Genomic DNA, 13402 nt, shown 5'->3' on the forward strand with positions numbered 1-13402 from the left:
CGTACGGCCGGGACCTCGGGCCCCGCGAACGCCGGATCTCAGAACACCGGCACCCCGTCCCGGGTCAGCCGCCAGTCCACCGAAGCGAACCGCGCGCCGTCGATCTCCCCGGTCTCCTTCACCCAGTTGATGATCACGTTGCGGATCTCCTCCGACGTGGCCCACACCTGCGGCGCCTTCGCCACATGCGGGAAATTACCGCCACCGCTCGCCCGGTAGTTGTTCACCGCCAGCACGAACCGCGCGTCGTCCGCGACCGGCTCGCCCCCGAACATCAGCTTCCCGATCCGCCGCCCCGGCTCCCGCGCGACATCGATCTCGTACGAAACGCCGCTCACCGCGTCATAGTTGTAATCCGGGATGCCGTCCGCATTGGTCAGCTTCGCCGGATCGACCGGTCCGCCCGCGGGCGTCCGCACGTAATACCGCGCGGAGAACTCCAGATAGTCCCGTAGCTGCTTCCCGGTCAGGATCCGCGCCTCCAGCGTGTTGTCGAAGGGATACAGCGCGGCCATCGACCGGATCGTCACGTTCCCCGCCGGCACCGCCGCCGTACGCGAGAAACACGACGCCTGCGACAACACCGGCAGCTTCGCGTGCTCCCCGCCCGCCAGCGCCTTCCGCACCGCCTCCGCCTGCACATACGCGATGAAGTCCAGCACCGGCGTGTCCTTGTACGGCGCCTCGGCCGCCGTCATCTCCGCCTTCGACCGCCCGATGACCTGATTGACATAGGCCACCACCTTCCGCTGCTCCGTACGCAGCAGCCGCGTGATCCGCGGATCCTCCGGCACCGTGTTGGAATTCAGCACCTTCGCCGACACCGACTCCACCGACCAGCGCCCCCGCGAAAGCACCAGGCCGAAATCGAAGAGGGTCAGCCGCTGGCCCCACTTCAGCGGCTCCGACAGCACCACCTCGCGGCCCGTCGCGCGGTTCACCACCCGCCGCTCCGGCACCTCCACATGCGCGTGCCCCACCAGGATCGCGTCGATCCCCGGCACCCGCTCCGCCACCAGCGCCGCCGCGTTCTCCACGTACGGCAGCTGGTCCCCGTACGACGAGGTGCCGCTCGCCCCCGAATGCGCGGCGACGATCACCACGTCCGCACCCATCGAGCGCAGCTTCGGCACCCACTTCGCGGCCTGCTCCTCCAGCCCGGGAAACGCCAGCTTCCCCTGCACATGCGCCTTGTCCCAGATCGCGATACCGGGATTCGTCAGCCCCAGCACCGCCACCTTCACATCCCGGCCGCACGGCGTGCGCAGCCGCTTCATCCAGTACGGCGGAAACGCCGGACGCAGCGACTTCGCGTCCACCGCGTTCGCCCCCAGCAGCGGGAAATCACAGTTGTCCTGGAACTTGCGGAGCACCTCGATGCCGTAATTGAACTCGTGATTACCGAGTGCCGCCGCGTCATAACCGATGGCGTTCATCGCCTTCGCCATCGGATGCACCGGACCGTGCGGACCGGTGATCGGCTCCACCTTCGCGTAGTAATACGCCAGCTGCGTGCCCTGGATCGTGTCACCGGCGTCGATCAGCAGCGTATGGCGCGCGCCCTTTTCCGCCCGGACCCGCCGCACCAGCGTGGAGATCTTCGCCAGGCCCACATCGTTGTGGTCCTTGTCGTCGAATTCCGCGTCGGTCGCGTAATCCCAGTTGAAGACATTGCCGTGCAGATCCGTCGTCCCCATCACCGTGAACGCGTAACGCCGCGCGGGCCGCGCCCGGCCGCCGGACACCGGCGCGGCCGCCGCCGGCCCCGCCGTACCGATGAGCGCGGCCCCCGCGCCCGTGGCGACCGAACTCCCCAGGAACTTCCTACGGCCGAGCGGCATGTACATCTCCCTTGACGAAACACGGCGGCGGGCGGCGGCCACGACAACGACGCAAGCCACGACACCCATGGACAACGCGCGTAGATTCTGGCTCAGCAACCTCATCCACAACACCCCTTACAGGTTGCGATCAGATGACCGCGCCGCCGGACCGCTCCCTGACAAACGCCCCGCCCCGTGCCAGGCTGCCCCCATGACCGACCCCGACACCCGGCCCGCCACCCTCCCGAACAGCACCCCTCCCCCGAGCGGCACCCCCCTCCCGTACGGCACCCCCGACGTGCCCCGCCTCGCCGTCCGCGGCGAGGCCCACATCGAGGCCGACCCCGAAATCGCCCGGATCGACATCACCGTCCAGGCCCGCGGCACCGACCGCACCGCCACCCTCAAGGACCTCACCCACCGCAACGACCAGGCCCTCGCCCTCGTCAAGAGCTACGGCGACGCCGTCGAGAAAGTCGACACCGGCGCCTTCTCCGTCACCCCCGAAGTCACCGCCAAGGGCCGCCACGAACGCGTCCGCGCCTACCACGGACGCGTCCGCATCACCGCCACCCTCACCGACTTCACCGCCCTCGGCGAACTCACCACCCGCCTCGCCGACCTCGACCTCACCCGCGTCGACGGCCCCTGGTGGGCCCTGCGCCCCGACTCGCCCGCCCACCGCGAAGCCCGCCGGCAGGCCGTACAGGACGCCGTCCAGCGCGCCCGCGAATACGCCGAAGCACTCGGCGCGCGCCTCGACGCCGTCCTCGAAATCGCCGACACCGGCGCCGAGAACGCCACGCCGATGCCCGTCCCCGGCGCCGCGTTCCGCTCCGTCGCCTACGGCGGAGCCGCCGAGAGCGCCCCCGCCCCCGCCCTCGACCTCGAACCCGCCCGGCAGGAGGTCTACGCACAGGTCAACGCCCGCTTCACGATGACGCGGCCACAGCTGTGACCCCATACGACCGGACACCGGACCCACCTCGGCCACCCCGCTAATCCGCTCATCGGAGCACCGACCCGCCCATTCAATTAGTTGTCAAGAGCCTTTCACGCAAAGGCCGTTGGGCAGTCGCTTCCCCACAGTTCCCTACCTATGAGTAGGTCGTAGGGTCGGACCATGCGCCGAGCAAAGATCGTCTGCACCCTGGGGCCCGCCACCGACTCGTACGAGCAGATCAAGGCACTCGTCGAAGCCGGAATGGACGTGGCCCGCTTCAACCTCAGCCACGGCACCTACGCCGACCACGAGGCGCGCTACGAGCGGGTGCGCAAAGCGTCCGAGGAGACCGGCCGCAGCGTCGGCGTCCTCGCCGATCTTCAAGGCCCGAAGATCCGCCTCGGCCGGTTCCGCGAAGGCCCCGTACTTCTCGAACGCGGCGACACCTTCACCATCACCGTCCGGCCCGGCGTGGAAGGCGACCGCCACCGCTGCGGCACCACCTACGAAGGACTCGCCGCCGACGTCACCCCCGGCGAACGCGTCCTCGTCGACGACGGCAAGGTCACCCTCGAAGTCACCGGCGTCCAGGACACCGAGGTGCACACCACGGTCGTCGAAGGCGGCATGGTCTCCGACCACAAGGGCCTCAACCTCCCCGGCGTGGCCGTCTCCGTCCCCGCCCTCTCCGAGAAGGACCGCGAGGACCTGCGCTGGGCCCTGCGCACCGGCGCCGACATCATCGCCCTCTCCTTCGTCCGCAGCGGCGCCGACATCGACGACGTACACCGCATCATGCGCGAGGAGAACCGCTTCCGGCCCGTCATCGCCAAGGTCGAAAAGCCGCAGGCCGTCGACGCGATCGACGACATCGTGGCCGCCTTCGACGGCATCATGGTCGCCCGCGGCGACCTCGGCGTCGAAATGCCGCTGGAAACGGTCCCGGTCGTACAGAAGCGCGCCATCACACTGGCCAGGCGCAACGCCAAGCCGGTCATCGTCGCCACCCAGATGCTCGACTCGATGATCGAGAACTCCCGGCCCACCCGCGCCGAGGCCTCCGACGTCGCCAACGCCGTCATCGACGGCACCGACGCCGTGATGCTCTCCGGCGAGACCAGCGTCGGCAAATACGCCACCGAAACCGTACGCACCATGGCCCGCATCGTCACCGCGGCCGAGGAAGACATCCTCACCAAGGGCCTGCCCCCACTGACCGACCGCAACAAGCCCCGCACCCAGGGCGGCGCCGTCGCCCGCGCCGCCGCCGAGATGGGCGACTTCCTCGGCGCCAAGTTCCTCGTCGCCTTCACCCAGTCCGGCGACACCGTCCGCCGCCTCTCCCGCTACCGTTCCCCCATCCCCCTCCTCGCCTTCACCCCCGAACCCGCCACCCGCTCCCAGCTCAACCTCACCTGGGGCGTGGAAACCTTCCTCGGTCCCAAGGTCGACTCCACCGACGAAATGGTCGCCCAGGTGGACGAGGAACTCCTGCGCATCGGCCGCTGCGAACCCGGCGACACCGTCATCATCACGGCCGGCTCACCACCTGGCGTCGCCGGCACGACGAACCTCGTCCGGGTGCATCACATCGGGGAGGACGAATCGGCGAAGTAGCCTGCCGCTGCCGCCGGTTGCTTCAGTACTTGGGCCCGACGTGCGCGTCCAGCAACGCCACGGAGGCACGCCGGGCCACCGAAACATTCTGCGCGCGGCGGCTGTGGCGGGCCCGCTTCCACGCCACGCCCACCGCGTCCAGCGTGTCCGTACAGATCCGGAGAATGTCGGCGGACGTGTTGGTGAAGAAATACCGCGGATACTCGTAACGCCTGCGCACTCCGCCCACAACGCGGGTCGCCCAGTTGGTGATCCGGCAGCCGTCGGAGTGGAACAGCCCACGGAGGAATTCCCACGGGTGCGCGTCGACGATGTCCCGCTGCCACTCGTCGAGGGCGATGACACGCTCATGTTTCTTCCCCGGGCCGTGCTGCGGGAACAGACAGGGCCAGTGACGGCTGTAGCTGGACACCATGACGCACCCCTGCTTGCGCACCAGGCAGACGCTGTCGGCGGCCTTCGTACGCGCAACGGCCGCCCGGCAGGCATCGATGAGCCCCGGCCAGGCGTCCGCACAGGCGATCCGCAGCACATAACCCCCGCGCGGGTGCGGGCTGATACAGCCGTCACCCAGGTACAGCCCGAGCAGGTAGGCGTACGCGGCGGGATCGGCGGGGGGCTGCGGCGCGCTCGCGCACCGTACGCATTCCGTAGAAGGGCGGGAAAGCGGTTCGATTCTGGTCCGCCATGCACGAATCGCGGAGCGCGATACTCCGGTCTCCTTGCTCACGGAGTTGAGACTGCGGCCCTGGGCCAGGAGTGCGAGGGCATGTTCACGGGTGGCGATGTCGTACACGGCCGGGGCCGCCTTCCGGGGGAGAGATCAGTATTTGGGGCCGATGTGGGCGTCCATGAGGGCCACGGAGGGGCGTTTGGCTACGGAGATGTTGAAGGGTTCGTCGAACTTCCGGACCATCTTCCACTCGACGCCCACGGACGTCAGTGCGTCGGAGCAAATGCCGAGAATGTCGGGGGACTTGTTGGTGAAGAAGTAGCGGGGGTATTCGTATCGCTTGGGCTGGCCGCCGACGCGTTGCGTGGTCCAGTTGATGACCCGGCAGCCGTCCGAGTGAATCAGCCCGCGGATCAGCTCCCACGGGTACTCGTCGACGATCTCCTGCTGCCAGGATTCCAGGACGATGGGGCGTTCGTGCTTCCTGCCGGGCCCGTGCTGGGGGAACATGCAGATCCAGTGCCAGGTGTACGACTTCACCTCGACACATCCCTGCTTCTGGCGTCGCCCCGTACTGGGAGTGGCCATCACCTTGCGCATGGCTTCCTCGGCCTCAGCGACGAGGCCGGGCCAGGCGTCGGCGCAGTAGACGGACAAGTGGTGCTGCTTGGTCTTCGAGACGATGTGCCCGTCGCCGAGATAAAGACCGAGTAAATAGGCGTAGGCCCGGCGATCGAAAGGGCGGGGCGTACAGCGTGGACAGTCGTGGGGACGCTCGAACCGCTCGCCCCGGCGCTTGCGGTCCTCGTGGCGCCACCAGCCGATGGTGCCGCGCGGGACATTCAGCCGTTCCGCGACCACACGATTGGTGACACCTTGCCGGAGGAGCGCCAGGGCTCGCTGACGTGTTGCGAAGTCATACATGCATGCGAGCGTGGCCGGATTTTTGCCCGGACGGGCTGATTCGCTACTACGTTCACCGCGTAGAGTGAAGATCGCCAACCGTTGTGTAACCTTCGAATCGAAGGTAAAGTGCCCTGGGTGGGATTCGAACCCACGCTGTCGGTGGTTTGAGCACCGTGTCTCTACCGCTGGACTACCAGGGCTTACCTTGAAAACCAAGGCTAGCGGAGACCCGCCGTGACTCAAACATACAGGAGATAGGTAGGCTCATGGGGCACCACCTGCCTGGAACGAGGAGACCCGTGAGCGCCGCCGAGCCCGAGCAGCCCGTCGCCGACGACGACCAGTCGCATGTCCCGCCGCAGACGACCCGTGTGGTCATCGCCGAGGACGAGGCCCTCATCCGTCTCGATCTCAAAGAGATGCTGGAGGAGGAGGGCTACACCGTCGTCGGTGAGGCCGGGGACGGGGAGAAAGCCGTGGAACTGGCCCGGGAGCACCGGCCCGACCTGGTGATCCTGGACGTGAAGATGCCGATCCTGGACGGGATCTCCGCCGCCGAGCGGATCGCCGGGGAGAGCATCGCCCCGGTCCTGATGCTCACCGCGTTCTCGCAGCGCGAACTGGTGGAGCGGGCGCGGGACGCCGGCGCCATGGCGTACCTCGTCAAGCCGTTCAGCAAGAGCGACGTGGTGCCGGCCATCGAGATGGCGGTGAGCCGCTTCACGGAGCTGAAGACGCTGGAGAAGGAGGTCGCCGACCTCACCCAGCGGCTGGAGACCCGCAAGCTGGTGGACCGGGCGAAGAGCATCCTGCAGACGCAGTACGGGCTGACCGAGCCCGCCGCGTTCCGCTGGATCCAGAAGACGTCGATGGACCGCCGGCTGTCCATGCAGCAGGTCGCCGAGGCCGTCATCGAGGACGCCGAGGAGAAGAAGCAGAAGAAGGAGAAGGAGGGGAAGGAGTAAAGATCCTTTCCTCCCCGAGGGCTGTGCCGGTCGCCGACCGGCACAGCCCTTTTCCGTGTGGGGCGCCTCCTCAGTCCTCTCCCAGATACGCCTTCCGTACCGACTCGTCGTGCAGGAGTTCCTGGCCGGTGCCGGACAGGACGACGGTGCCGGTTTCCATGACGTGGCCGTGGTCGGCGAGGGAGAGGGCGGCCTGGGCGTTCTGTTCGACCAGGAGGATGGTGGTGCCCTGGTTCCGCAGTTCGCGGATGGTGTCCATGATCTTCTGCATCATGATGGGGGACAGGCCCATGGAGGGCTCGTCCAGCATGAGCAGTTTGGGGCGGGACATCAGGGCGCGGCCCATGGCGAGCATCTGCTGTTCGCCGCCGGAGAGGGTGCCGGAGGCCTGGCGGCTGCGTTCGCCGAGGATGGGGAAGAGTTCGTAGACGCGCCGGATGTCGGCCTCGATGCCGTCCGGGTCCTTGCGCAGGAACGCGCCGAGCTTGAGGTTCTCGGCGATGGTCAGGCGGGGGAAGAGGCGGCGGCCTTCGGGGGAGTGGGCGAGGCCGCGCTCGACGATCTTGTGGGCGGGTACGCCGGTGAGGGGCGCGCCATCGAAGGTGATCTTTCCGGTGAGGGGTTTGAGCAGGCCGGAGAGGGTGCGCAGGGTGGTGGTCTTGCCGGCGCCGTTGGTGCCGATGAGGGTGACGACCTGGCCGGCCTTGACGGAGAACGAGATGCCCTTGACGGCTTCGATCTTGCCGTAGGCGACGCGCAGGTCCTCGACCTGGAGGAGCGGGGGCGTGGTCATCGGGTGCCTCCTTCCGGGGTGGCGGGCCCGGATGCGGCGTCCGGAGGCGAGTTCCCGGGGGGCGTGTCCGGAGGCGAGTCTCCGGAGGGCGTGTCCGAAGGCGAGTCCCCGAGGGGCGTGTCCGAAGACGAGTCTTCGGGGGTCATGCCCGGAGGCGAGTCCTCGGGCGCGGCGCCTGGGGACCGGTCTCCGGGGGCGGCCCCTGGCGCGGCTCCGGCCCCGCGTCCCCCACCCGGTCCGGCCCCGCGTCCCTCGCCCGGTCCGGCCCCGGCTACCCCGCCCGGTCCGGCCCCGCGTCCCCCGCCCGCCCCGGCCCCCGGCCCCTCACCCCGCGCCTGCTCCTCCGCCGCCCGTACTTCCGCCGCCTCCTCGGCGCCGGGGGCGTCCTCGAAGGGGGTGCCCAGGTAGGCGGCGATGACGCGTTCGTCGGCCTGCACGGCCTCGCTGGTGCCCTCGACGAGTTTCTCGCCCTGGACCAGGACGGCGACGCGGTCGCAGAGGTTGAAGATGAAGCGCATGTCGTGCTCGATCACGAGGACGGCGGTGCCCTGGTCGCGGATGGCGAGGACGAGGTCCTGGGTGGCGCGGGTCTCCTGGGGGTTCATGCCGGCGGTGGGTTCGTCGAGGAGGAGGAGGCCGGGGTCGCTGGCGAGGGCGCGGGCGATCTCCAGTTTGCGTTGTTCGCCGTAGGGGAGGTTGCGGGCGAGGTGGTCGCGTTTGGCGGCGAGGCCGGTGAACTCCAGGAGTTCCATGGCGCGTTCTTCGGAGGAGCGTTCGGCCTTGCGGAAGCCGGGGCCGCGCAGGAGGGCGGACCAGAGCCCTTCTTTGGTGCGGGTGTGGCGTCCGACGAGGGTGTTTTCCAGGACGGTCATGTTGGCGAAGAGGCGGATGTTCTGGAAGGTGCGGGCGATGCCGGCCTTGGTGACGAGGTGGGGTTTGCGGGAGAGGCGGGTGCCGCGGTAGCTGACGGTGCCCTCGGTGGGGACGTAGAGGCCGGTGAGGCAGTTGAAGAAGGTGGTCTTGCCGGCGCCGTTGGGGCCGATGAGGCCGACGATCTCGCCGGTCCGTACGGTGAGGTCCACGCCGCGTACGGCGGTCAGGCCGCCGAAGCGCATGGTGACGCCGGCGGCTTCGAGGACGGTACCGGCGGTGGCGGCGGTGCTGATGGGTGTGGTCATGGTCGCGTCACGCCTTCGCCTGGGTGCCGCCGATGGCCTGGTCCCGTTCGGGCAGACCCGTGTCGGGTGGGATGTCGAGCTGGCCGGTCTCGTGGAATTCGAGCTGCTTCCTGCGGTCCGGGATCAGGCCCTCCGGCCGGAAGCGCATGAGCAGGACGAGGGCGAGGCCGAACAGGAGCAGCTGGTAGTCCTGGAGGAAGTCGAGTTTGGCGGGGATGAGGAAGAGCAGGGCCGCGCCGACCAGGGGACCACTGAGGGTGCCCATGCCGCCGAGGATGACGGCGGCGAGGAGGAAGGCGGAGTTCGGCGGGGTGGGGCCGGCGAACTGGAACTGCTCGGGGGTGGCGGTGGTGACGATGTGGACGTGGACGGTGCCGGCGAGTCCGGCGAGGGCGGCGCCGAGGGCGAAGGCGAGCAGGCGCAGCCGGAAGCTGTTGATGCCCATGGCGACGGCGGCGGTCTCGTCCTCGCGGATGGCGATCCAGGCGCGGCCGATGCGGGAGGCGGCGGCGCGGCGGAAGACCAGGACGACGAAGGCGGTGACGAGGATCATCAGGAGGTAGTAGTTGCCGTAGGTGGCGATGGTGAAGCCGAGGATGTCGTGGGGTTCGCCGAAGTTGAAGCCGAAGATCTCCAGGTTGGGGATGTTGGGGATGCCCATGGCGCCGTTGGTGACGTCGGGTCCCGTGGTGCCGTTGAGGTTGAGCATCGCGATACGGAAGATCTCGCCGAAGCCGAGGGTGACGATGGCGAGGTAGTCGCCGCGCAGCCGCAGGGTGGGGGCGCCGATCAGGACGCCGAAGACGAGGGAGGCGGCGGCGCCGGTCAGGAGTGCGGCCCAGAACGGGAAGTGCAGGCCGAGGGCGGATTCGGGGCTGCCGGAGACCAGGGCGGCGGCGTAGGCGCCGACGCCGAGGAAGGCCACGTACCCGAGGTCGAGGAGTCCGGCGAGGCCGACGACGACGTTCAGGCCGAGGGCGACGGTGGCGAAGACGAGGATGTTGGCGCCGATGATCGTGTACTGGTCGGTTTCCTGGGTGAGGGGGAAGCAGGCGGCGGCGACGAAGGCGGCGGTCAGGGCGAAGCCGCGGTGCCGGGCGGTGATCTCGCTGAGGCGGCCGGTGAGTCCGGCGCGCTGGAGGGCGGGGGCGGCGAGCGCGACGAAGATCAGGTAGCCGACGAAGGGCGGGCCGTCGTCCGCGTCGATGCCGTACGTGAAGACGTACAGTCCGGCGGCGATCGCGGCGGCGATGACGAGGAGTTCGCCCCAGGAGGGCAGCGCGCGGACGGGCTTGCGCAGTGGTACGGGGGCGAGGGCGCCGGTGAAGCGCTGCCAGGCGCCGGGTGCGGGGCCGGCCGCCCGGTCGGCGGGGACGGTGCGGTCGGCGGGCAGGCCGAGGGCGCCGAGGAGGGCGGCGAGGGCGGCGGCGCCCGCGACGAAGCCGCCGGGTTCGAGGTTGACGAGTCCGCCGAGCTGGACGGCGATGGCGCCGAGGGTGAACCAGGTGGCGGCGAAGGTGGCGATGGCGGTGAGCAGGACGGGGGCGGTGCGGCCGGCGGGGGTGAGCCAGCCGAGGCCGCGGAGGCCGAGGCCGGAGAGGGTGAAGAGGAGGGTGAGGATGCCGCCGGCGAGGGTGACCAGTTGCAGGCCGGTGGGGGAGCCGTAGTAGGTGAGGTCGCCGGGGAACTCGCTGCTCCAGGTCCAGGCGAGGGCGGTGGAGGCGGCGGTGGCGAGGGCGGCGGCCGCGGTGGTGAGGAGGGCGCCGCGTCCGGGCAGGCGCAGGACGCCGGGGTGGTGCTGGGGCGCGGCGCCGGTGGTGGGTGGGGTGGTCATCGGTATCACGCCCGATCCGCGACGCGTTCGCCCAGCAGGCCCTGTGGCCTCAGGAGGAGTACGAGGATGAGGAGGACGAAGGCCCAGACGTCCTTCCAGGCGCCGCCGCCGAACTGCTGCATGCCGGGTATCTCCTCGACGTAGCCGGTGGCGAGGGCTTCGGCGACGCCGAGGACGACGCCGCCGAGCATGGCGCCGTAGATGTTGCCGATGCCGCCGAGCACGGCCGCGGTGAATGCCTTGAGGCCGAGGATGAAGCCCATGCGGAACTGCACCTCGCCGGTGCGCAGTCCGTAGGCGACGGCCGCGACGCCCGCGAAGGCGGCGCCGATGGCGAAGGCCAGCACGATGATGCGGTCGGTGTTGATGCCCATGAGTTTGGCGGTGTCCGGGTCCTGGGCGGTGGCCTGCATGGCGCGGCCGCTGCGGGTGCGGGAGACGAAGAGGCCGAGGGCGATCATGCAGAGGGGGGCGGCGATGAGGACGAAGACGTCGCCGCGCTGGACGGTGGCGCCGAGGATGGTGAAGGAGTCGCCCTTGAACTGGGGGAAGACGCGGGCCTTGTTGCCTTCGGGGTACCACTTCCAGACGGCCTGCTGGAGGGCGATGGACAGGCCGATGGCGGTGATGAGGGGGGCGAGGCGGGGCGCGCCGCGCAGCGGACGGTAGGCGAATCGTTCCGCTGCCACGCCGACGAGGACGGCGACGAGCACGGCCCCGACGAGCATCAGCGGCAGTGCGTAGAGGAGGTTGACGCCGGAGGGCAGGAGGAGGAAGACGGTCAGCGCGCCGAAGCCGCCGACCATGAAGATCTCGCCGTGGGCGAAGTTGATGAGCTGGACGATGCCGTAGACCATCGTGTAGCCGATCGCGATGAGTCCGTACATCGCGCCGAGGATGAGTCCGTTGGCCAGCTGTTGCGGCAGTTCGTTCACCGCAGGGCCTCCGTGGGTGGGAAGAGGGTACGGGCGGTGGCGGCAGCCCGTGTGCCGCGGGCGGCGCCGGGTCGTTCGTGGCGTCCTGGCGCGGGCCGGGGGCACTGGCCGGTGGGTGTGCGACGGGGTCCGGCGGGCCCGGCGGCCGTCGTACGGTCCGGGGCCCGCCGGCCTCGGCGGGGCGGTCAGCTCGGAGGACTCAGCTCTTGCCGGCCTTGTCGAACTTCTTGAACTCGGCGCTGAAGCGGGCGACCCACTTGCCCTGGTCGACCTGGTAAGCGGTGATCATGGTGTTGGTGGTGTCGCCGTACCGGTCGAAGGCGACGTGGCCGGTGACGCCGTCGAAGGAGACCTTGTTCAGGGCGTCGACGACCTTCTTGCGGGCGTCGGCGGGCAGCTTGCCGCCGTTGTCCGCGACGACCTTCTTGACGGCCTGGATGACGGCCCAGGTGGCGTCGTAGGTGGAGCCGCCGTAGGCCTCGTAGCGGTCCTTGTAGCCGGCGGCCTTGTAGTCGGCGATGAACTTCTTGGCGGATTCGAGCTGTTCGACGGGCTTGCCCACGGAGGAGGCGTAGTCTCCCTGGGCCTTCTTGTTGAGCTTGATGTAGTCGGCGCTGTACATGCCGTCGCCGCCCATCAGGGGGGCGGTGACGCCGCCGTCCTTGAGCTGCTGGCTGAGCGGGCCGGCCGCGGGGTACTCGCCGCCGTAGAAGACGATGTCGGGCTTGGCGGCCTTGACCTTGGCGACCACGGCCTTGAAGTCCCGGTCCTCGGGGTTGACGTGCTCGGAGCCGACGACCTTGCCGCCCAGCTTGGTGAACTGGGCCTTGAAGGAGGCGGCGAGGCCGGCGCCGTAGGTCTTCTGGTCGTCGATGACGTAGGCGTTCTTGAACTTGCCCTTCTCCCAGGCGAACTGGCCGTCGAAGGCGCCCTGCACCTCGTCGGTGGTGGCGGTGCGGAAGTAGGTGGAGAACTGCCGTACGCGCTTGTTCTGCTTCCAGTCCTTGCCCTGGGTGAGGTCGGGGGTGGTGTTGGCGGGGGAGATCAGGGCGACGCCGTTCTGCTGGGCGACCTGCTGCATGGACTGGGCGACGCTGGAGTTCAGCGGGCCGACGATGCCCAGGACGTCCTTGTCGCCGGCGAGTTTGGTGGCGTTCTGCTGGCCGACGTTGGCCTGCGCCTTGTCGTCGAGGGGTTCGAGCTTGAAGGTGACGCCCTTGACCTCGCCGGTCTTGTTGGCGTTGTCGACGGCGAGCTGTGCGGAGTTGCGGATGCCCAGGCCCAGGGCGGAGAGCTCGCCGGTGATCGGGGCGTCGAGCCCGATGGTGACGGACGTCTTCGAGCCCTCGCCGCCCTTCGATCCCTCGTCGCGGGACCCGCACGCGGTCAGGGTGAGGGCGCCTGCGGTGACCGCGGTGGTGAGTATGAGCAAGGAACGGTGATGCACGATCAGTCCTTTCCCTGGCGCGGTCGGCGCGCGTCGCACGACCGGTGCGCGCGCCGGGCCGTACGGGGGTGGTACCGGTTCCGTGCTGGGGCGCGCCCGGCGGCGCGGTGACTGGCGGTGACTCTAGAGCGGTGCCGCGTGCCCTGACAGAGCCGCTGACCAGGATGTGACGCTCTTGTTATGACCGTCGATGAGCGTTTTGCGCTCATGCTCCTTACATCGCGTACGGACGCCGGGCGGAGCGTGAACTCGCACTTTGCGCAGGGGATTTGAGGTTGATCATGGTGC

Annotated in this window: 11 protein-coding genes and 1 tRNA gene; 3 read left to right on the top strand and 9 right to left on the bottom strand. The window is 69.3% G+C overall.

Going from position 1 to position 13402, the window contains the following annotated elements; translation table 11 throughout:
- Positions 1 to 38 precede the first annotated feature (38 nt).
- Positions 39 to 1841, bottom strand: a complete 1803-nt coding sequence (locus CP973_RS11560; RefSeq protein WP_150243457.1) for a bifunctional metallophosphatase/5'-nucleotidase — start codon at positions 1839 to 1841, stop codon at positions 39 to 41.
- A gap of 193 nt (positions 1842 to 2034) precedes the next feature.
- Here CP973_RS11560 and CP973_RS11565 point away from each other — a divergent pair, with 193 nt between their 5' ends.
- The gene (locus CP973_RS11565) at positions 2035 to 2781 is read left to right on the top strand and encodes an SIMPL domain-containing protein (protein ID WP_150239916.1); all 747 of its coding nucleotides are present in this window, start codon (positions 2035 to 2037) and stop codon (positions 2779 to 2781) included.
- A gap of 165 nt (positions 2782 to 2946) precedes the next feature.
- Positions 2947 to 4383 carry a pyruvate kinase gene (gene pyk / locus CP973_RS11570; RefSeq protein ID WP_150239917.1) on the top strand — a complete coding sequence of 479 codons (1437 nt, stop codon included), beginning with the start codon at positions 2947 to 2949 and terminating at the stop codon, positions 4381 to 4383.
- Positions 4384 to 4405: 22 nt separating this feature from the next.
- On the opposite strand, the gene CP973_RS11575 is transcribed toward pyk, so the two are convergent.
- The 3 genes from CP973_RS11575 to CP973_RS11585 form a co-directional block, all read right to left on the bottom strand.
- Positions 4406 to 5179, bottom strand: coding sequence for a transcriptional regulator (locus tag CP973_RS11575; protein ID WP_150239919.1), 774 nt, complete (start codon positions 5177 to 5179; stop codon positions 4406 to 4408).
- 27 nt (positions 5180 to 5206) lie between these two features.
- Positions 5207 to 5980 (bottom strand): helix-turn-helix domain-containing protein, encoded by a 774-nt coding sequence (locus CP973_RS11580; protein WP_150239921.1) that lies wholly within the window; start codon positions 5978 to 5980, stop codon positions 5207 to 5209.
- A 109-nt stretch (positions 5981 to 6089) separates the two neighbouring features.
- Positions 6090 to 6162, bottom strand: a tRNA-Leu gene (locus CP973_RS11585).
- A 66-nt stretch (positions 6163 to 6228) separates the two neighbouring features.
- Between CP973_RS11585 and CP973_RS11590 the strand changes: the two genes are divergently transcribed.
- Positions 6229 to 6927 (top strand): ANTAR domain-containing response regulator, encoded by a 699-nt coding sequence (locus CP973_RS11590; RefSeq protein WP_425281959.1) that lies wholly within the window; start codon positions 6229 to 6231, stop codon positions 6925 to 6927.
- Between the two features lie 70 nt (positions 6928 to 6997).
- Here the strand turns inward: CP973_RS11590 and CP973_RS11595 are convergent, their stop codons facing one another.
- The 5 genes from CP973_RS11595 to CP973_RS11615 form a co-directional block, all read right to left on the bottom strand.
- Positions 6998 to 7720: an ABC transporter ATP-binding protein gene (locus tag CP973_RS11595; RefSeq protein WP_150239924.1), complete on the bottom strand. Its 723-nt coding sequence runs from the start codon at positions 7718 to 7720 to the stop codon at positions 6998 to 7000.
- A complete protein-coding gene (locus CP973_RS11600) occupies positions 7717 to 8898 on the bottom strand; it encodes an ABC transporter ATP-binding protein (RefSeq protein ID WP_150239926.1) in 1182 nt (393 codons plus the stop codon). Before CP973_RS11600 ends, CP973_RS11595 begins: the two co-directional genes overlap by 4 nt.
- Positions 8899 to 8905: 7 nt before the next feature.
- Positions 8906 to 10732, bottom strand: coding sequence for a branched-chain amino acid ABC transporter permease (locus tag CP973_RS11605; RefSeq protein ID WP_150239928.1), 1827 nt, complete (start codon positions 10730 to 10732; stop codon positions 8906 to 8908).
- Between the two features lie 5 nt (positions 10733 to 10737).
- Positions 10738 to 11667 (bottom strand): branched-chain amino acid ABC transporter permease, encoded by a 930-nt coding sequence (locus tag CP973_RS11610; protein ID WP_150239930.1) that lies wholly within the window; start codon positions 11665 to 11667, stop codon positions 10738 to 10740.
- Between the two features lie 199 nt (positions 11668 to 11866).
- On the bottom strand, positions 11867 to 13099 hold the full coding sequence (locus tag CP973_RS11615) for a branched-chain amino acid ABC transporter substrate-binding protein (protein ID WP_150243459.1): 1233 nt from the start codon (positions 13097 to 13099) through the stop codon (positions 11867 to 11869).
- Between the last annotated feature and the right edge of the window lie 303 nt (positions 13100 to 13402).

The organism is Streptomyces albofaciens JCM 4342 (assembly GCF_008634025.1).
Taxonomy (GTDB): domain Bacteria; phylum Actinomycetota; class Actinomycetes; order Streptomycetales; family Streptomycetaceae; genus Streptomyces; species Streptomyces albofaciens.

Coding starts and splice junctions, on each gene's coding strand:
- CP973_RS11565 (WP_150239916.1), top strand. CDS start 2,035: ATGACCGACCCCGACACCCGGCCCGCCACCCTCCCGAACAGCACCCCT.
- CP973_RS11590 (WP_425281959.1), top strand. CDS start 6,229: ATGGGGCACCACCTGCCTGGAACGAGGAGACCCGTGAGCGCCGCCGAG.
- CP973_RS11560 (WP_150243457.1), bottom strand. CDS start 1,841: ATGCCGCTCGGCCGTAGGAAGTTCCTGGGGAGTTCGGTCGCCACGGGC.
- CP973_RS11595 (WP_150239924.1), bottom strand. CDS start 7,720: ATGACCACGCCCCCGCTCCTCCAGGTCGAGGACCTGCGCGTCGCCTAC.
- CP973_RS11580 (WP_150239921.1), bottom strand. CDS start 5,980: ATGTATGACTTCGCAACACGTCAGCGAGCCCTGGCGCTCCTCCGGCAA.
- CP973_RS11605 (WP_150239928.1), bottom strand. CDS start 10,732: ATGACCACCCCACCCACCACCGGCGCCGCGCCCCAGCACCACCCCGGC.
- CP973_RS11600 (WP_150239926.1), bottom strand. CDS start 8,898: ATGACCACACCCATCAGCACCGCCGCCACCGCCGGTACCGTCCTCGAA.
- pyk (WP_150239917.1), top strand. CDS start 2,947: ATGCGCCGAGCAAAGATCGTCTGCACCCTGGGGCCCGCCACCGACTCG.